Source organism: Clostridium aquiflavi, from assembly GCF_031344075.1.
Taxonomy (GTDB): domain Bacteria; phylum Bacillota; class Clostridia; order Clostridiales; family Clostridiaceae; genus Clostridium; species Clostridium aquiflavi.
In genome coordinates this window covers 53,549-73,722 of record NZ_JAVJAN010000011.1, presented here as the reverse complement: position 1 = coordinate 73,722, position 20,174 = coordinate 53,549, and the positions used below count along the sequence as shown (strand labels likewise).

At 27.2% G+C, this 20,174-nt stretch carries 21 protein-coding genes; 19 read left to right on the top strand and 2 right to left on the bottom strand.

Annotation, left to right across the window (positions count from 1 at the left end; genetic code table 11):
• Window positions 1–30: 30 nt before the first annotated feature.
• From recG to RGC78_RS05530, 4 genes are all read left to right on the top strand, one after another.
• Window positions 31–2,064, top strand: a complete 2,034-nt coding sequence (gene recG / locus RGC78_RS05545; RefSeq protein ID WP_252226256.1) for an ATP-dependent DNA helicase RecG — start codon at window positions 31–33, stop codon at window positions 2,062–2,064.
• A gap of 62 nt (window positions 2,065–2,126) precedes the next feature.
• Entirely contained in the window at window positions 2,127–2,684 is a 558-nt protein-coding gene (gene rsmD, locus RGC78_RS05540; protein WP_252212890.1) for a 16S rRNA (guanine(966)-N(2))-methyltransferase RsmD, read from the top strand.
• A 2-nt stretch (window positions 2,685–2,686) separates the two neighbouring features.
• On the top strand, window positions 2,687–3,166 hold the full coding sequence (gene coaD, locus RGC78_RS05535) for a pantetheine-phosphate adenylyltransferase (protein WP_252212889.1): 480 nt from the start codon (window positions 2,687–2,689) through the stop codon (window positions 3,164–3,166).
• 11 nt (window positions 3,167–3,177) lie between these two features.
• A complete protein-coding gene (locus RGC78_RS05530; protein WP_252212888.1) occupies window positions 3,178–3,720 on the top strand; it encodes an ATPase in 543 nt (180 codons plus the stop codon).
• Here RGC78_RS05530 and ylbJ read toward each other — a convergent pair.
• On the bottom strand, window positions 3,700–4,875 hold the full coding sequence (gene ylbJ / locus RGC78_RS05525) for a sporulation integral membrane protein YlbJ (protein WP_252212887.1): 1,176 nt from the start codon (window positions 4,873–4,875) through the stop codon (window positions 3,700–3,702). The genes RGC78_RS05530 and ylbJ overlap by 21 nt on opposite strands.
• A 120-nt stretch (window positions 4,876–4,995) precedes the next feature.
• Entirely contained in the window at window positions 4,996–6,192 is a 1,197-nt protein-coding gene (locus RGC78_RS05520; RefSeq protein ID WP_309556196.1) for a nucleotidyltransferase, read from the bottom strand.
• 290 nt (window positions 6,193–6,482) lie between these two features.
• Here RGC78_RS05520 and pta point away from each other — a divergent pair, with 290 nt between their 5' ends.
• The 15 genes from pta (at window position 6,483) to RGC78_RS05445 (ending at window position 20,156) form a co-directional block, all read left to right on the top strand.
• On the top strand, window positions 6,483–7,481 hold the full coding sequence (gene pta, locus RGC78_RS05515) for a phosphate acetyltransferase (RefSeq protein WP_309556195.1): 999 nt from the start codon (window positions 6,483–6,485) through the stop codon (window positions 7,479–7,481).
• 24 nt (window positions 7,482–7,505) lie between these two features.
• Window positions 7,506–8,702 carry an acetate kinase gene (locus tag RGC78_RS05510; protein ID WP_252212884.1) on the top strand — a complete coding sequence of 399 codons (1,197 nt, stop codon included), beginning with the start codon at window positions 7,506–7,508 and terminating at the stop codon, window positions 8,700–8,702.
• 130 nt (window positions 8,703–8,832) lie between these two features.
• Window positions 8,833–9,339, top strand: coding sequence for a YceD family protein (locus RGC78_RS05505; protein WP_252212883.1), 507 nt, complete (start codon window positions 8,833–8,835; stop codon window positions 9,337–9,339).
• A gap of 2 nt (window positions 9,340–9,341) precedes the next feature.
• Window positions 9,342–9,524 (top strand): 50S ribosomal protein L32, encoded by a 183-nt coding sequence (gene rpmF / locus RGC78_RS05500; RefSeq protein ID WP_003372794.1) that lies wholly within the window; start codon window positions 9,342–9,344, stop codon window positions 9,522–9,524.
• 174 nt (window positions 9,525–9,698) lie between these two features.
• The gene (gene plsX / locus RGC78_RS05495) at window positions 9,699–10,700 is read left to right on the top strand and encodes a phosphate acyltransferase PlsX (protein ID WP_252212882.1); all 1,002 of its coding nucleotides are present in this window, start codon (window positions 9,699–9,701) and stop codon (window positions 10,698–10,700) included.
• A gap of 88 nt (window positions 10,701–10,788) precedes the next feature.
• Complete coding sequence (gene acpP, locus RGC78_RS05490) at window positions 10,789–11,019, top strand: acyl carrier protein (protein WP_252212881.1); 231 nt, start codon at window positions 10,789–10,791, stop codon at window positions 11,017–11,019.
• A 118-nt stretch (window positions 11,020–11,137) separates the two neighbouring features.
• Window positions 11,138–11,836, top strand: a complete 699-nt coding sequence (gene rnc / locus RGC78_RS05485; protein ID WP_252212880.1) for a ribonuclease III — start codon at window positions 11,138–11,140, stop codon at window positions 11,834–11,836.
• Window positions 11,829–12,851 carry an elongator complex protein 3 gene (locus tag RGC78_RS05480; protein ID WP_309556194.1) on the top strand — a complete coding sequence of 341 codons (1,023 nt, stop codon included), beginning with the start codon at window positions 11,829–11,831 and terminating at the stop codon, window positions 12,849–12,851. Before rnc ends, RGC78_RS05480 begins: the two co-directional genes overlap by 8 nt.
• A gap of 185 nt (window positions 12,852–13,036) precedes the next feature.
• Complete coding sequence (locus tag RGC78_RS05475; protein ID WP_017826126.1) at window positions 13,037–13,132, top strand: hypothetical protein; 96 nt, start codon at window positions 13,037–13,039, stop codon at window positions 13,130–13,132.
• A gap of 12 nt (window positions 13,133–13,144) precedes the next feature.
• Window positions 13,145–16,702: a chromosome segregation protein SMC gene (gene smc, locus RGC78_RS05470; protein WP_309556193.1), complete on the top strand. Its 3,558-nt coding sequence runs from the start codon at window positions 13,145–13,147 to the stop codon at window positions 16,700–16,702.
• A gap of 193 nt (window positions 16,703–16,895) precedes the next feature.
• Complete coding sequence (gene ftsY / locus RGC78_RS05465) at window positions 16,896–17,804, top strand: signal recognition particle-docking protein FtsY (protein ID WP_252226265.1); 909 nt, start codon at window positions 16,896–16,898, stop codon at window positions 17,802–17,804.
• Window positions 17,805–17,896: 92 nt separating this feature from the next.
• Window positions 17,897–18,226, top strand: coding sequence for a putative DNA-binding protein (locus RGC78_RS05460; protein ID WP_252226267.1), 330 nt, complete (start codon window positions 17,897–17,899; stop codon window positions 18,224–18,226).
• Window positions 18,227–18,240: 14 nt separating this feature from the next.
• Window positions 18,241–19,599: a signal recognition particle protein gene (gene ffh / locus RGC78_RS05455; protein WP_252226269.1), complete on the top strand. Its 1,359-nt coding sequence runs from the start codon at window positions 18,241–18,243 to the stop codon at window positions 19,597–19,599.
• A gap of 34 nt (window positions 19,600–19,633) precedes the next feature.
• Window positions 19,634–19,879, top strand: coding sequence for a 30S ribosomal protein S16 (rpsP, locus tag RGC78_RS05450; protein WP_252212874.1), 246 nt, complete (start codon window positions 19,634–19,636; stop codon window positions 19,877–19,879).
• A 49-nt stretch (window positions 19,880–19,928) separates the two neighbouring features.
• Window positions 19,929–20,156 (top strand): KH domain-containing protein, encoded by a 228-nt coding sequence (locus tag RGC78_RS05445; RefSeq protein ID WP_003371032.1) that lies wholly within the window; start codon window positions 19,929–19,931, stop codon window positions 20,154–20,156.
• The last annotated feature ends 18 nt before the right edge of the window (window positions 20,157–20,174 follow it).

The window sequence follows — 20,174 nt, the reverse complement described above, 5'->3', positions numbered from 1 at the left end:
AATTGGTGCTTTTTTTGGAGGAAAAATTTAATGGATATATATAGTGATATTTCTTCATTGAAGGGTGTAGGTCCTAAATTAACAGAGAAATTAAATAAATGTGGTATATTTAATATTTTAGATCTTTTATTATACTTTCCAAGAGATTATGAATTTGTTAACTCTAATATATTATTGGAAGAAATAAGTGGTGAAGAAAAACAAATTTTAAGATGTAAAGTTATAAGAATAAAAAGTGATATAAAAACCAAAACTGGAAAAATATTAACAACAATAGAATTTGACTATAAAGGATGTAAAGCTTATGGAAAATGGTTTAATCAAAAATATATAAAAAATACCTTTTATATTAACAAAACATATAATTTAATGGGCAAATTTAAAAGAATAGGTAAGACCCTTGAAGTAACTAATCCTACAGTTGTATGTGAAGAAGCATTAGATAATAGCATTTTACCTAAATATCCTCTAAAAGGAGATATAAGTAATAAGATTATAGAAAAGTTAATTAATCTTGTTATTTCTTCAATAAGTATAAAAGAAAATCTTCCTTTAGATATGTTAAATAAATATAATCTTATATCTTTAAATGATGCAATAAGGTCAATTCATTTTCCAGAGAATAAAGATTTATTAGAAAAAGCTATTGTTAGATTAAAATTTCAAGAATTGTTTACTTATTCATTAAAATTATTATTAGTAAAACATAAGCTTAATAAGAATAAAGATGGAATATGTTTTGAATGGGATGATGAACTTAAGACATTAAAAGATAGCATACCGTATTTTTTAACAAATGCTCAAACAAAAGTTGTTAGAGAAATTTTAAGAGATCAAAAATCTCAAAAACCTATGAATAGATTAGTTCAAGGGGATGTTGGGAGTGGAAAGACTATAGTTGCATTAATTTCTATATTTAATGTAATAAAGAATGGATATCAATGTGCTTTTATGGCACCAACAGAAATACTTGCTAATCAGCATTATGAAGAATCTAAAAAATTATTCAAAAATTTTGATATAGATATTGAGATATTAACTGGAAGTACTTCGCTAAAAGAAAAAAGAAGAATAAAAGAAAAAATAAAACAGGAAAATCCAATGTTGCTTATAGGTACTCATACATTATTTCAAGATGATGTTATTTTTAATAAATTAGGACTTATAATAACTGATGAGCAGCATAGATTTGGCGTTGAACAAAGAAGTAAGCTTATTAATAAAGGTAAGAAAGCAGATTGTCTAGTGATGACAGCAACACCTATACCTAGAACTTTGGCTCTTTATTTATATTCAGATTTAGATGTTTCAATAATTGATGAATTACCTCCAGGAAGAAAGAGAATAGATACTAGATTTTATCAAGAAAATAATAGAGGTATTGGATATGAATTGGCTTTGGAAGAAATAAATAAGGGAAGGCAAGTATATATAGTCTGTCCACTTATTGATGAAGATGAAAAAGAAGAATTAAATTCTGTAGAAACTTTATATGCTAAGTTGAAAAATGGTATATTTAAAAATATAGGAGTTGAAATACTTCATGGTAAAATGAAGGCAATTGAAAAACAAGATATAATAAGTAGATTTAAAAATAATGAATTTAAAGTATTAATATCTACAACAGTTATAGAGGTAGGGGTTAATGTACCTAATGCATCAGTTATGATTATAGAAAATGCTGAGAGGTTTGGATTAGCACAACTACATCAATTAAGAGGGCGTGTTGGAAGAGGAGAGTATGCATCATATTGCATTTTGATTGCTAAAGCAAAGAGCAATGTAACTAAAAAAAGAATGATGATTATGACAGAATCAAATGATGGATTTTTTATTTCGGAAGAGGATTTGAAACTAAGAGGATCAGGTGAGATGTTTGGTAGAAAACAAAGTGGAGATGCAGGGTTTATTTTAGCAGATCTATATGATGACATTAGTATATTAAAGGCTGCTAAACATGAAGCAATTGATATACTGCATAACAATTATAAAGAAAATATTAAGCTTATAAGTGAAATGAAAAAAAGTTTAGAAAACAATAGTAAATACATTTGTTTTAATTAATTTGAATTATTATATACAAATATGTTAATATACTTAATATATGCCATTAAGGAGGAAGAATTTTGAGAATAATATCAGGAAAAGCAAGAGGACGTAAATTAATACCTCCTGCAAGTATGGAAACAAGGCCAACGTTAGATAGAGTTAAAGAGGCTATGTTTAGCATGATACAAGGATATATACCAGATTCTAATGTTATAGATGTTTTTGCTGGAACAGGAAGCCTTGGACTAGAAGCAGCTAGTAGAGGTGCTAAAGAAGTTTATTTGATAGATAAAAGTTCTGAAACCTTTCCGTTATTAAAAGAAAATATAAAAAATTTAAAATTTGATGATTTTTGTTTTGCCTTGAACATGGATTCATATGAAGCATTAAGAAAGTTATCAAATCAAGGAAAAGTTTTTGACTTGATTTTTATAGATCCACCATATTGTAAAGAAATGATTCCAGAAGCTATTAAAATTATAAAAGAAAATAATGTTTTAAATGAAAATGGAATAATTGTAACTAAAATTGATACTATAGAAGAGATTTATGATGGATATGAAGATATAATTTTAACAAGAAGTAGAAAATATGGTAACACTACAGTGTGTTTTTATGCGTATAAGGAGGACTAACTATGAAGGTAGCTGTTTACCCAGGAAGCTTTGATCCTATAACAAATGGTCATTTGGACATAATTGAAAGAGGATCAAAGGTTTTTGATAAACTAATCATAGGCGTTTTGGTTAATGTTGATAAAAAAGGACTTTTTGAAATTGAAGAAAGAGTTGAGCTTATAAAAAAGGTTACAAAGCATATAAAAAATGTTGAAGTTCTGAGTTTTAATGGGTTATTAATAGACTTTTTGAAAGCAAATAATGCTAATGTTATTTTAAAAGGACTTAGAGCGGTATCAGACTTTGAATATGAATTTAAAATGGCACTTATGAATAATAAATTAGATCCTAATATTGAGACAGTATTTATGATGACTTCTGCACAATATTCATACTTAAGTTCATCTTCAGTAAAGCAAGTTGCTAAGTTTGGAGGATGCATTGAAGGACTTGTACCAAAAGAAATTATATCTGATGTTATTAGAAGGAGTAAAATTTAAGGAGTGGTATTATGGAAAAGATGGATGTGAATATAATGGAATTGTTAGAGTATCTGCAAGATTTGGTAGATAATTCACCTAAAGTTCCTATAAGTGGTAAGGTTGTAGTTGATAAAAAAGAAGTTCTTGAAGTGGTAGATCAAATTATAAATTATTTACCCGATCAATTTAAAAAAGCTCAATGGGTTATGAATGAAAGAGAAAGAATACTTGGAGAAGCTAAAAAAGAATACGATACAGTGAAAAAAGAAACTATGATGATTATGAGACAAAATGTTGAGAGTCATGATATAGTGAAAGAAGCTAAGTTAAGAGCACAAGAAATTATAGCTTCAGCACAAAGAGATGCTAAAGCTATAAGATTAGGTTCTAGGGATTATTCAGATGAAATTTTATCACAACTTGATAGAGAGCTAGAAGCTAAAAAAGAAGCTTTAATTAAGGGTCTTCAAAATAGTTTTGAAATAGTAGCTAAAGATATAGATGATAATTTAAGTACTGCCTGCCTAACCATAAGAGAAAATATAAAAGAGTTAAGAGGAATGAAAAAATAATTTATATATTATTTTAAGTATTATTGTTAAAATTAAAAGTAAAAACATTGGTAATAAATACATAAAGGAATTTATAGTACAAGCTGTTGGGAAATTAGATGTAACAATGCTTGTAGGTATAATTTTTACTAATGAATATGTTATTACAAAACTGAATATTCCTTGAACTAACTTTAAAGATATATATTTAAAATAGGAAATGTTAAAGTCATTCATAAATGAACTTATTTGTGCTATTACGGATAAGCCAGAAAAAGAACACAAAAAACTTATAATTCCTAATTTTAATGAAAGTGAAATATTTAAGTTTGAAATTAAATTACAACCATTTGTCATTTCTATACTTCCTAAGAATATAGAGAACAAGGTACCACTTTGTATATGAAATAAATTTTCTAAAAAATCAAATATATTATTTATATAAGCACTATTTTTTATAAGAGATATTATTACGGAAAATATAACGATGAATCCACAAATTGATAATATTGTGTTTACACCATTTCCAACGGCATTTTTTATTGCTTGACCAAAATTTAATTTTTTTTCATTTATAGAACTTTTAGAAATCGGTTTTCTTAAGGTTCTATTTTTTTTTGTAATTATACCAATAAATATAACAGAAAGATAATTAGCTATAAGTAGTATATAGCCTAATGTAGTATTATTTAAAAGTGCTGTTCCTACAGAGCCAATTAAAAATAAAGGCCCTACATTTGAAGCTATATTTAAAAGCCTTTGACATTCTTTATCATCTATACTTCCTAGAGACCATAAATCAATGGAGTATTTTGCTCCTAAAGGATATCCACATAAAAAACTAGCTACTATAGGAAATGAGCAGTTTTTAGATAAGCCTAGAGGCTTACAAATTAATGGACCTAATATCTTAGAATACAGTGAGATTCCATCATAAGATATTAATAAATTACAAATAACCAAAAAAGGAAATGTTACAGGTAAAACAGCGCTGTACCATAATTTACATCCATCAATAGCTGCAATTGTACACTGCTTTATATTTAATATAAATAATACTATAAATATAGAACATATTATACAAAATAAAATATTACTTTTTATATTTAATGATTTTATTAAAATGATAGTTAGTAATATTATTAATAACCATAAGAAAACAATAGTATAACTCATTAAATCACTCCAATTTTAAAGATTTATAAGAGCGTAAAAATATACTCTTTGTAAATCTTAGAATAGAAATAAAGTTGTATATTATATTTATTTATATTCTTATGATTATGTTAAATGTATTTATAATATGATTGGGCTAGTTAAATAATCTTGCATAGGATTTATTTTAGGATTTAAAATAGAATAAGCTTTTGTTCCAAGAAGATCTATTTCTAAACATTCATTAATATTATTTTTTGGAATTTTAGTTATTAAATTAACAGTACTATTCTTTTTTATATTCTTTAAAAGTTCTTTTCCTTTTGAATTGAAACCTAGAACCCTACAATAAGGACAAGGTTCTTTGGATAATTTTAACAAATCATATTTTTCAAGACCTATAAAAAACTGAGTTAAGATTCTATTTAATCTAGTATAGGTATATCTTTTACTTTTAGAGTTTAGTATTAATTCATCTAAAGAATTTGATTTTAACACTTCTTTTAATATCTTATTATCTAATCCTTCTGATATATCAGGAAGATTTTTTAGTAAACTACCGTCAGTTATAAGTTTATATTTAACATATTTAAATATATCTTCTTCGAATATAAAAGGATAATTTTCGAAGGATAATTTATTCAATATATTGTAACTTTCTTGGGGTAAAAAGTCTTTTAAATGTTCTAAATTTTTATTTTTCAAATGATTTCTTATAGATGTTGCTGAAGAAAAAGTAGTATTTAGGGAGTCATCATTATATTTTGAACCTTCTCTTTTTAAAGTTAAAGGTATTATTTTACTATTTAGTAAATTTAAAGCTTTAATATATTCTATACCTAAAATATTATTTGAATTTGAAATACAGTCCAAAATATGATTTGATTTAAAAAAATCGCTTAATGCATTAGCTCTACTTAGGTGAAATGGAAGACCTAAATTTAAATAATTTTTTAACACAATTTTATAATTTTCAGGCTCTTTTACTAATACATCTGTTATATCTTCGAGAATTTTTGTGCTACCTTCTTCACTTCCAAAATATAAATTATCTACAATGTTTAAAGAATTAAGCAAAGAAACTGATCCAAAAGCAAAATGTTCTGCAGAAGATAAAGAATATACTAAAGGCAATTCTATTACTAAATCAACTCCATTTTTAAGAGCTATTTCAGTACGAGTCCATTTGTCTACCATAGCTGGGATACCACGTTGCATAAAATTTCCGCTCATAACACAAACTATACTATCGGCATTAGCATTTATTTTAGCTTGACTTAAATGATATTGATGTCCTTTGTGAAATGGATTATATTCAGCAATTATTCCTGTCACCATAATAATAAAAACACTCCTTATAAATGAATTTGTTATGTTATTATAACACAATTGAATCGAGAAGAATTGTTTGTTAAACAATTATCAATATTGCAAAAAAAATATACTAAAAAATACAAATTAATAATATTAATATAAAAATATGAGTAAAAGATAAAAAAGTGTTATCAGATTATTCAGATTATTGCAAATCTAAAGACTTCTATTTTATTGATAAAATTGGTTGAAAAGATCATATGTATAGGAGTATATTATAAAATATAGGAAGTCAATTGAAGGGAGAATTACTTATGCAACTTATGGAAAAAATGTGGCTTAGAGCCAAATCTGATAAAAAGAAAATAGTATTGCCAGAAGGAAATGAAGAAAGAAATATAACTGCTGCCAGAAAAATAGTAGATAATGGATTAGCACATCCAATTTTAATTGGGAATAGAGAAAAAGTGTTAAAAAAAGCAGATGAAATAAATATAAACCTAGAAAATGTAGAAATAATAGATCCTAATGATTCGGACAAACTAGAAAATTATACAAAAAATTTCTATGAACTTAGAAAAAATAAAGGAATGACTATGGTCAAGGCAGAAAAGATAGTAAGAGACCCTCTTTATTTTGCAACTATGATGGTAAAATTAGATGATGCAGATGGAATGGTTTCAGGAGCAATTCATACTACAGGAGATTTATTAAGACCAGGATTACAAATTATAAAGACAATGCCAGGAGTGTCAATAGTATCGAGTTTCTTTATTATGAATGTACCAGGCAAAGAATTTGGTACTGATGGAACTTTAATATTTGCAGACTGTGCAGTTAATCCTAATCCAAATGAAGATGAATTAGCAGCTATAGCTATTGCAACAGCAGAAACAGCAAAGAAGCTTTGTAAAATGGAACCAAGAGTAGCTATGCTATCATTTTCAACAATGGGAAGTGCTGATAATGAACTTGTAGATAAAGTAAGAAATGCTACTGCTAAAGCCAATGCCTTAAGACCAGATCTAATGATAGATGGAGAATTACAATTAGATGCTGCTATAATTGAAAAAGTAGCTGCTCAAAAAGCTCCAAATAGCAAAGTTGCAGGAAAAGCAAATGTGTTAGTTTTCCCAGATTTACAAGCAGGAAACATAGGATATAAATTAGTACAAAGATTTGCCAATGCAGATGCAATTGGACCTGTTTGTCAAGGATTTGCAAAACCAATAAATGATTTATCAAGAGGGTGTAGTGCTGATGATATAGTTAATGTTGTAGCGTTAACAGCAGTTCAAGCACAAGAAGTTTAATTAGCTGAAAGAGGAGAGGAAAAAATGAAAGTATTAGTAATTAATTGTGGAAGTTCATCTTTAAAATATCAACTAATTGATATGACAACAGAAGACGCTTTAGCAGAAGGACTTGTAGAAAGAATTGGAATTAATGGGTCAATCTTAACTCAAAAAGTTAAAGGTAGAGAAAAGTATATAGTAGAACAACCTTTAAAAGATCACCAAGATGCAATTGAATTAGTATTAAAGAGTTTAATTGATGAAAATCATGGTGTTATAAAATCAATGGATGAAATAAGTGCAGTTGGTCATAGAGTAGTTCATGGTGGAGAAAAGTATTCAAAATCAGTATTGGTAAATGATGAAGTCATGAAAAACATTGAAGAATGTATTAAATTAGCACCACTTCATAATCCACCAAATATAATAGGAATAAAGGCTTGTGAAGAACTTATGCCAAATACTCCTATGGTATGTGTATTTGATACTGCATTCCATCAAACTATGCCAGAAAAAGCATATATGTATCCATTACCATATGAATATTATACTGAAGATCATATAAGAAAATATGGTTTCCATGGAACATCTCACAAGTATGTAGCTAATAAAGTTGCAGAATTTATGAAAAAAGATTCAAGTGAATTAAAAACAGTAACTTGTCATTTAGGAAATGGAGTTAGTATTACAGCAGTAGATGGTGGAAAATCAATTGATACTACAATGGGATTTACTCCACTTGCAGGTACAATAATGGGTTCAAGATGTGGAGATATAGATCCAGCAATAGTTACGTATTTAATTAAAGAAAAAGGTTACTCAGCTGATGAAGTAAATGATATATTAAATAAAAAATCAGGCATATTAGGAGTTTCAGGAGTAGGAACTGATTTTAGAGATATAAGAAGTGCTATAGGAGATAATAACAAAAGAGCAATTCTTGCAACAGATATTTTTGGCTATCAAATAAAGAAACAAATAGGCGCATATGCAGCTATAATGGGTGGAATTGATACAATAGTATTTACAGCAGGGATAGGAGAACATGCTCCAGAAGTTAGAATAAGAGCGTTAAAGGGTCTTGAATTTATAGGAATAGAACTTGACGAAGAAAAGAATAACAGCCATGATATAGGTGAAGGTATTTTAATTTCAAAGGAAAGTTCTAAAGTAAAAATTTATGTTATTCCTACTAATGAGGAATTGATGATAGCAAAAGAAACTTTAGCATTAGTGTAAAAGCAATTTAATAATAAATTTCTTGACTTTTATCGACACACTTTATATAATAAATTGTGTTTGCTTAACAAATATAATATGTTTAAGGAGTGAGAAAGGACTTATTGTAAATAAATGAGTTCTACTGATTATGAAAGTACGAGTTTCAGATCTTATTTCAAGAAAAGAAAGAAGTAAAAAAATTGACTACAAATTTGAAATACCTAAATTTGAATTTGAAGGAGATGTAATCACTCCGGTAAGTAAGTGCGAAGTATCAGGAGTAATAACATCTGATAAAGATATTGTAATAATGAAAGCTAAAGTAAAAGTTACTTTAGAAATGAATTGTGCAAGATGTTTAGATACCTTTATCTATCCAATAGATATTGATATAGAAGAGAGGTTTGCCAATAATAATGATCTTCAAGAAGAAGAGGTTGTTATTGTGCTTGATGACATTTTAGACATCAGTCAAATAGCTGAATGCAATATAATATCAAGTTTACCAATTCAAAGACTTTGCAAGAATGATTGCAAAGGACTTTGTCAAGAATGTGGTTCAAACCTTAATAAGCAGCCATGCTCTTGTAATAAACAAGATGTAGATATTAGATTTGATGTTCTAAAAGGTTTTTTTGACAATAAGGAGGTGTAGTTATGGGAAATCCTGCAAGAAAGTGTTGTAGCGCAAGAAGAGATTCAAGAAGAGCTCAAACATTTAAAGCTAGCTTACCTGGCATAGTTGAGTGTCCTCAATGTCATGAAATGAAGCTTGCTCATAGAGTATGTAAAAACTGTGGATTCTACAAGAATAGAGAAGTTGTATCTTCAGAAAAATAAAAGAAAGTCTTTAGACTTTCTTTTATTTTTATATTAGAATATTATTAAGTAAAATATTTTGATATATGAATGTAATTTAATTAAAAATACTTTAAGATTAATTAAATTTATTAGGATTAATATTTTTAATTAATCTATTTTTTTATCATTTATAGAAAAAGAGGGGTTATGTTTATGAAAATAGCGATTGATGGAATGGGTGGAGATAATGCACCTAGCGCAGTTTTAGAAGGTATAGTATCAGCATTAAAAGAATATAATGAAATAACTTTTTATATTACAGGACCAGAAGATAAAATATCATTAGAACTTTCAAAATACGACTACCCAAAGGAAAAAATTATAATAATAGACGCAAAAGAAGTAATATCAACAAATGAACATCCCGTTATGGCATTGAGAAGAAAAAAGGATTCTAGTATTGTTAAAGCTTTAAATTTAGTTAAAGATGGAACTTGTGATGGTATAATTTCAGCAGGAAGTACTGGGGCCTTTTTAGCTGGGTGTACATTGATTGTAGGAAGGATTAAAGGCGTAGAACGTCCATCATTAGGTCCTATAATGCCTGGCAGAAGAGGAAACTTTATGATTGTTGATGCAGGTGCTAATGTAGATAGTAAACCTGAATATTTAGTTCAATTTGGTAAAATGGGAAGTATATATTATAAAAATGTATTTAATGTTGATAATCCAAGTGTAGGATTATTAAATATTGGATCAGAAGAAGAAAAAGGAAATGATCTTACAAAAGCAACTTATAAGTTATTAAAAGAAGAAAATTCTATAAATTTTGTAGGCAATATAGAACCAAGATATATTCCAACTGGAGATACTAATATTATAGTAAGTGATGGTTTTGCAGGAAATACAGCTTTAAAAATGTATGAAGGATCAGCTACTAATATTTTAGGTATGATAAAAGATGAAGTATTAAAAGCTGATTTAAAAAGTAAAATAGGTGTAGTATTGCTAAAACCTTTCTTAAAGAAAATTATGAAGAAATTTGACTACAAGGAATACGGTGGAGCACCTTTTTTAGGAGTAAACGGTATTTGTATAAAAGCACATGGTAGCTCTGATGGGAAGGCTTTTAAAAATGCAATTAGACAAACAAAGATTTTTTATGAAAATAATGTTTTAGATGAGATAAAAAAAGAGTTTGAAAATAAAAATTAAATCTTATTTATAAAGTTATTTAAATTAATATTGACTATGGAAAAAATATATACTATTATCTAACTGTAGAGTTTGGGAGGTGAAATAAATGTTTGAAAAAATTCAAAATATTGTAGCAGATAAATTAAGTATTGATTTAGGAAGTATTACTATGGAATCATCATTTATTGAAGATTTAAATGCGGATTCATTAGATATAGTGGAACTTATAATGGCCTTAGAAGATGAATTAGATATGGAAATACCAGATGAAGATGTTGAAAACTTTAAGACAGTTGGCGACGTTGTTAATTACGTAAAAGCTCATTACGATGAATAACATAATCCCGCAAGTTAGCGGGATTTTCTTTATAACTAGTTTATTCTTGAATTTGTTATGTTTTTATTAAATTTTATTTTTAGCAAGTTGAAGAATAAACTTCAAGGAGTGGATATAAATGAATAGATATAAATTTAATGATATAGAAAACCGCTTAGGAGTTTATTTTAATAATCCTTCATTAATTAAGACTGCATTAACACATAGTTCATTTGGTAATCAATTCAAAGATGCTAAATATAATGAGAGATTAGAATTTTTAGGAGATTCTGTATTACAGCTTTGTATTACAGAGTATCTTTTTAATAAATTTAAAGATAAATCAGAAGGTGAATTAACTAAAATTAGAAGTTTAATAGTTTGCGAAAATTCACTTTACGAAATAGCAAAGAAGTTAAGTCTTGGAGAATATATAAGAATGAGTAAGGGTGAAGAACTTACTGGTGGAAGAGAAAGAATGTCTATACAAGCAGATGCTGTTGAAGCAGTAATTGCAGCAGTATATTTAGACAAGGGAATAGGTTTTGTAAATGACTTTATATTACTTCATTTTGAAGAAATAATAAATAAAGCAATAAATAATGAAATAGTATTAGATTTTAAAACTAAATTACAAGAGTTGTTACAAAAGGATGGAGAAATTTTAATTCAATATGATTTAGTAAAGTATGAAGGTCCGCCTCATAGAAGAAAATTTTTCACTAATGTAATTATAAATGAAAAGGTTATGGGGATAGGAGAAGGATATAGCAAAAAAGAAGCTGAACAAAATGCAGCAAGAGAAGCTTTAAAGAGGTTAGAAAAAAAGTATGAGTAAAAATTATTATATTATCCCTATATTTGTACCGCAGGAAGGATGTCCACATAAATGTGTATTTTGTAATCAAGACAGAATAACAGGACTTAAAGATATAGTAACTACTGATATAGTAATAAAAACAATAGATGACTATTTAGAAACAATAACAAATAAAGATGCTATTATAGAAGTTTCATTCTTTGGTGGCACCTTTACAGCAGTAAAAGAAGAAAAGCAAAGAGCTTTTTTAGAAATAGCCAAAGGTTATAAAGATAAAGGCTTAATTGATAAAATAAGACTTTCTACAAGACCTGATGCAATTGATGACTATATACTTACTTATTTAAAGGAATACAAAGTTGATATAATAGAACTTGGAGTACAATCTTTAGATGATGAAATATTAAAAAAATCAGGTAGAGGTCATTATGTTTCAGATGTAGAAAAAGCATCATCTCTAATAAAACAATATGGTTTTGTTTTAGGACATCAAATAATGCCAGGGTTACCAGGTGATACTTTTGAAAAAGATATTTTAACAACAAAGTTATCTATAAAAATGAAACCAGATATTTGTAGAATATATCCTGCATTAGTAATAAAAGATACACCTATGGAAAAAATGTATAAATTAGGTTCATATATACCATATACTTTAGACGAAGCAGTTGATATAAGTAAATCTATGTATCAATTGTATACTCAAAATAATATTCAAGTAATTAGAATAGGACTACAACCAACTGAAAGCATAAATGAAGGCGCAGATATAGTAAGTGGCCCGTTCCATCCAGCTTTTAGAGAACTAGTTGAGAGCAGCTTAATAGCAAACTTAATTAATTCTAATGTGAAAGATAAAGAAAGAGTTGAATTAAGAATAAATCCTAGAGATATAAGTAAACTATATGCTAATAAGAAAAAATATTTCAATAGCATAAAAAACAAGAATATTATAGTTAAGCAAGATTTTGAAGTTTCAAGAGGAAATTTAAAATTAATAACTAAAGAAGAAAATATTAACATTGCATATTAGCGAGAGGAAACTCTCGCTTTTTATTCTGTGAGCCTTTTATGAGAAATGATGAAATTTCTTAATTTTAAAAAGTTTATAATATATAAGAATAAAAAAGCCTTTTAATTGATATTTATTTAAAATTTTATTACATTGATATTTACGTGTCTTTAAGATAAAATTATTACAAATAAGGAGTGTTGTTTATGAAGAAGAAAACTAGAGAAAAGCTAAAAATTTTTATGGCTATTTTTATTATTTTAATTTTTATTATAGGATTATTACCAGCAGTATTTTTATAAGGAGTGATGTACTTGTTTTTAAAATCCCTAGATATAAGAGGATTTAAGTCCTTTGCAGATAAGACAGAATTAAAATTCAACGATGGAGTAACTGCAGTAGTAGGCCCAAATGGTAGTGGGAAAAGTAACATTTCTGATGCTGTTAGATGGGTTTTAGGCGAACAAAGCGTTAAAACTCTTAGGGGCGGAAAAATGGAGGATGTAATCTTTGCAGGAACTCAATATAGAAAGCCTGTAGGATTAGCTCAAGTGTCTTTAACTTTAGATAATAGTGATGAAAAATTGTCAACAGAGTATAATGAGGTCACTGTGTCAAGGAGAATATTTAGATCTGGGGAATCTGAGTATTTAATAAATAACAAAAAATGTAGGCTTAAAGATGTGATAAATCTTTTCATGGATACAGGCATAGGTAAAGAAGGATACTCATTAATAGGACAAGGAAAGATAGAATCTATATTAAGTGGAAGACCAGAAGAGAGAAGAGCACTCTTAGAAGAAGCAGCAGGTATAGTTAAATTTAAAAGTAGAAAAGAAGAGGCAGAAAAAAAGTTAGCTAATACAGATAGTAATTTGGTTAGAATACGAGACATAATATCTACATATAGTGATCGTATAGAACCATTGAGAATAGATAGAGAAAAGGCTTTGAAATTTAATTTAATTTCTGAAGATTTAAGAAAGAACGAAGTTTCATTATTAGTTAAGTATATAAAAATAAAAGAAGAAGAGTTAAAAGAATTTGATAATGAATTAGAAAATAAGACTACGTTTATTAATGAAAAAAAAAGAGAATTAAATTTACTTAAGGAAGAATTGAAATTTTTAGAAGAGAATATTAATTTATTAGAAAAAGAAACAGAACAAGATAAAACTGCTTATTATAAATTAAAAGAATTAATTAGTGAAAATTCTAAGGATATAGAATTAAATAAGGAAAGAATTAAAAATTTGAAAGAAAAAATTTCAAAGAACGATGAAGAAATAGAAATTGTAATATTAAAGATTAAAGAATTAGAAGAAGCTAAAACTAATTTAAATAGTTATTTGGAAAATTATTTGAAAGATCAAAAGGAAAAAAATGAAGCTATTATTAGTCTGGAAAAAATAAAATTAACTCTTTCAAAAAAACAAGATGATATGGAAAAAGAGCTTTCTAAACTTAAAGAAGATGAATTTGAATTATTAAGAAGTAATTCTGAAACAAAGAACTCTATAACTTTAATAAATAAAGAAATTTTATTAAAAGAAGAGAAAAAATCTGAATTAGAAAAATCATATGAATTTATAAAGCATAACGTAGCTATAAATGGAGTTACTTATCAAAACTTATTAAATAAGATAATTAATGATAAAAAAGAGATAGGTTCATTAGAAGAAGAAATAAGTAAAGATAAAAGTTCTATGACTTCATTAATGACTAAATTAACTAATAAGCAAAAAGAATTAACTAATTTAAATAATTTAGTAACTAAGTTAGAGGCTAATAAAAACATATTAGAAAATTTAGAAAAACAATATGAGGGTTATAATAAATCTGTTAAGTATTTAATGGAAGCTATTAATAAAGGATTAATTAATAGTGTTAAAAATACTAAAATTCTTGGTGAAGTTTTTAAAGTTGATAAGAAATACGAGATAGCAATAGAGGTATCGTTAGGTTCAATAATTTCTAATATTATTACTGAAAATGAAGAAAATGCTAAAAAATTAATAAAATATTTAAAAGAACATCATTTAGGTAGAGCAACATTTTTACCTTTAAATATAATAAAAGGTAAAAAGCTGATTTTAGATAATAGTATTACTAAAATTGAAGGATATCTTGGTATTGCTAGTGAAATTGTTTCTTATGAATCAACATATACAAATATATTGGATCATGTACTAGGTAGAACAATAATAGCAAAAGATATGAATTCAGCATTGCAGATAGCTAAAAATGGGAATTACAGGTATAAAATAGTTACATTAGAGGGAGAAGTTATAAGCCCTGGAGGTGCACTTACTGGAGGAAGTATATATGCTAAACACAGTAATGTACTAGGAAGAAAAAGAGAAATTGAAGAGATATTATTAAAGATTGATACAACTAAAAAAAGTTGTGTTATTGTAGAAAAAGAAATTTTAAAAGTAAGAGAAGACGTAAAAAAATTAGATGAGGAAATATTAAATAAAAGAGATGAGGTTCACTATAAAAATATTGAAATAACTAAAAAACAAGGTGAAGCTGAGAGATTAAAAAATGATACTAATAAATTTAAAGATAATCTAGAGATAACTAAAAACGAATTCCAAAGAGTTGAAAAAGATATAGATAAATTAAATTCTGATCTTGAAAACAAAAAGTCTGAAATTAAAGTTATCGAAGATAAAAATACATTCAATAAAGATAGATATTTAAAATTAGAAAAATCTATTAAAGAAAAGAATAACGAGATAGATGAGAATACAAATAAGATTACGGAAATAAAAATTAATAAGGCAACATTAGATGAAACTATTCAAAATGAAAAAAATCAATTTATTAGATTAGAAAAAGAATTAAATGAATTAAGAGTGAAAGAAAAAGCGCTTTTAATTGAAAATAATAATAGTAATGAAAATCTTATAAATTTAGAAAATGATATAAAAAGTAAATTGACTGCTACTAATGAAAATAATGTTAAAATAGAGGCGCTAGAAAAACAGTTAAAATATAAGGAATTAGAAAAAGAAAAATTAAAAGAAAGTTCTTTAAAACAAGATAACTTAATAACTAATATGTTTGAGATGATAAATTTAAAGGAACGAGATATAAATAAACAAGAAGTTATTAAAGCTAAAAAAGAGATTGAAAAAGATAATTATTATAAAAAATTAAATGAAGAATTAGAATTGACATATGTAGAAGCTTTAGATATAGCAGAAGAAATTGAAAATGAAGAAGAAATTAAAGAATTAACTAAGAAATTAAAGATGCAAATAACAGCACTTGGGACAGTAAATTTAGCATCTATTCAAGAATATGAAGAAGTTAAAGAAAAATTTGATTTTATGTCTTCTCAAGAAAAAGATTTAGAATGTGCTAAAGAAGAATTAAATTCTGTAATTTACGAAATGACTATTAAAATAAAAGATCTATTTAAAGAAAATTTTAAAATGTTAAATGTAACTTTTAATGAAACTTTTAGAGAGTTATTTAAGGGTGGTAGTGCTGAATTGATTTTGTGTGATGGTGATGAGTTAACTGCTAATATTGATATAAATGTTGAACCACCAGGTAAAAAGCTTCAAAACATAAACTTGCTATCAGGAGGAGAAAAAGTTTTATCTGCTATAGCATTACTATTCTCAATACTAAAGATGAAGCCAACACCATTTTGTATATTAGATGAAATAGAAGCTGCATTAGATGATGCAAATGTATATAGATATGCAGAATTCTTAACTAAATTTTCTAAAAACACTCAATTCATAGTTATAACTCATAGAAAGGGTACCATGGAAGTAAGTGATGTAATTTATGGTGTTACTATGGAGGAAAAAGGTGTATCTAAAGTTGTATCAGTAGATTTAACTGCCAGCTAAGGTTGCTTAATAAAAGATAGTGTTTTTGCTTAAAAGAATGTTTTTATATAAAACTTTAAACTTATTATTTATAAATTTAAATCATTATTATATACTTAAGAAGTGATTAATTTATAATTATAAGGGTGGAAATATTACAGATGTTATTAGATAATAGAAATATATAAACTTAAAATTTTAGGAGGAATTAAATTTGTTTGGAAATTTATTTAATAAACTAAAAGATGGATTAACTAAGACAAGAGATGGACTAACTGATAAAATAAATGAAGCTTTAAAAATAGCTATAACAATAGATGAAGATTTATATGAGGAATTAGAAGAAATATTAATAACATCTGATATAGGTATGGACACTACAATGGATATTATTGAGAGATTAAGAAAAAAAATTCGTAAAGAAAAGATTAATGATCCTCAAGAAGTGAAACCTGCATTAAAAGAAGTCATAAAGGAAATATTATTAGAAGGCAATTATGAAGATAATGATGATGAAAAGAAAGTAATGCTTGTAATAGGAGTTAATGGAGTTGGAAAAACTACATCTATTGGTAAACTTGCAGCAAAAAATAAGAGAGATGGCAAAAAAGTATTACTTATTGCTGCAGATACATTTAGAGCAGCAGCAATAGATCAATTAGAAGTGTGGAGTAGAAGAGCAGAGGTTGATTTGATAAAACATCAAGAAGGATCAGATCCCGCAGCGGTTGTATTTGATGCTATAGAAGCATCGAAAGCAAGAAATACAGATTTATTGATATGCGACACAGCAGGAAGACTTCATAATAAGAAAAATTTAATGAATGAATTAGAAAAAATTAATAGAATTATTGACAGAGAGTTAGATGGAGTTAAAAAAGAAACTTTATTAGTATTAGATGCTACAACAGGTCAAAATGCAGTAATACAAGCAAAGCAATTTATGGAGGTATGTCCTATTGATGGAATAATCCTAACTAAATTAGATGGTACTGCAAAGGGGGGAGTTGTAATTTCAATAAAACAAAGTTTAAATATACCTGTTAGATATATAGGTGTTGGAGAAGGTATTGATGATCTTCAAAAATTTGATGCTGAAAGTTTTGCAGAGGCAATAATTTAATAATAAAATAAAAAAAATATGACTGTTAAGTAAAAATACTTGACAGCTATATAAAATCCTGTTAAAATCTCTTTTGTGGGTAAGGTGATCTTATGGAAGACCGAGTTGAAATTTCAATGTTAATGGATTTATACAGTTCATTATTAACAGAGAAACAACGTAGCGTTATGGCATTATATTATGATGATGATTTGTCATTAGCTGAAATAGCAGAATTAAACAAAACAAGTCGTCAAGCAATTCATGATTTAATAAAAAGATGCGATAAACAGCTTCTATCATATGAAAGTAAGCTTAACTTACTTCAAAAGAGTATGAGAAGAGAAAAATATATTATGAATTTTTTAGAAGAACTAAAAGAGAAGTATTCTGTTAGTGATAAAGATTACTTAATGTTTAAAGAAAAACTAGAAAATTTATAGGGAGGTAATTAAACATGGCTTTTGAAGGTTTAGGCGAAAAATTACAGGAGACTTTCAGAAAGTTAAAAGGTAAAGGAAAGTTAACTGAAAAAGATATAAAGGAAGCCATGAGAGAAGTAAAGCTTGCCTTATTAGAAGCAGATGTTAACTATAAAGTTGTTAAAGGATTTATCTCAACTGTTAGTTCAAAATGTGTTGGGAATGAAGTTCTTGAAAGCTTAACGCCAGGACAACAAGTTATAAAAATAGTTAACGAAGAACTTACTAATCTTATGGGTGGAAGTGAGAGTAAAATAAATTACTCTAGCTCAGGAACAACAGTAATTATGTTAGTAGGTCTGCAAGGAGCCGGTAAAACTACAATGTGTGGTAAACTTGCACTTGAACTTAGGAAAAACAATAAGAAACCATTATTAGTTGCATGTGATATTTACAGACCAGCAGCTATAAAACAATTAGAGATTGTTGGAAAGCAAATTGAAATTCCGGTATTTTCAATGGGAGATAAAGTTAATCCTGTTGATATTGCAAAGGCTGGAATAGCTCATGGAAAAGATAATGGGAATAATATTATAATAATAGATACAGCAGGAAGACTTCATATTGATGAAGCTTTAATGCAAGAACTTCAAGATATAAAAGAAAATGTTAATCCATCTGAAATACTTTTAGTTGTTGACTCAATGACAGGTCAAGATGCAGTAAATGTTGCAGAAAGTTTTAATAAGGACTTAGATGTAACAGGTGTAATACTTACCAAACTAGATGGTGATACAAGAGGTGGAGCAGCTCTTTCAATAAGAAGCATCACTGAAAAGCCAATAAAGTATATAGGTACTGGCGAAAAACTAAGTGATTTTGAAGTATTCCATCCTGATAGAATGTCATCAAGAATTCTTGGTATGGGAGATGTATTGTCTCTTATAGAAAAAGCTCAATCAGCTATTGATGAAAAAGAAGCAGCTGATTTAGGTAAAAGAATGTTAAATCAAGAATTTAATTTTAATGATTATTTAACAGCTATAGAGCAAATGAAAAAACTTGGACCTCTAAATAAAATTTTAGAAATGATTCCAGGAATGAATTCTAAAGAATTTCAAAATGTAGATTTATCTAAAGGTGAAGATGCAATTAACAAAACAAAATCTGTTATTCATTCTATGACAGAAAAAGAAAGAAATAATCCTCATTTACTTACATCAGGTAATACTGCAAGCTCAAGAAAAAAAAGAATTGCAAGAGGAGCAGGTACAACAATACAAGAAGTTAATAAACTTGTAAAAAGTTATGATATGATGAAGAAAAATATGAAGCAAATGAAGTCGCTTCAAAAGCAGTCTAAAAAAGGTTTGTTTGGAAAACTACCTTTTTAAATAAATAATATCTTTTGAAGGAGGTGAAATTAAAATGGCAGTTAAAATTAGATTAAGAAGAATGGGAGCTAAAAAAGCACCTTTCTATAGAATAGTTGTTGCTGATTCAAGAAGCCCAAGAGATGGTAGATTCATCGAAGAAATTGGTTACTACAATCCAATAACTGAACCAGCTGAAGTTAAAATCAATGAAGAAAAAGCTAATAAATGGTTACAAGATGGTGCACAACCAACAGATGTAGTTAAGAAGCTTTTCACTCAAGCAGGTCTTAGCAAGTAATTTTGTGGAGGTGAGTTCTATAATTAGTACATATTAATTATAGAGGTTTATGAAAGAATTAGTTGAGTTTATAGCTAAATCTCTAGTTGATAATCCAGAAGCCGTTAGTATCAATGAGATAATTGGGGAACAATCAATAATCTTAGAGCTAAAAGTAGCTCCTGAAGATATGGGTAGAGTTATCGGCAAACAAGGGAGAATAGCCAAAGCAATTAGAACTGTTGTAAAAGCCGTAGCCATTAAACAAAATAAACGAGTTATAGTAGAAATCATTTAAAAAAAAAGAGTTAGGGTT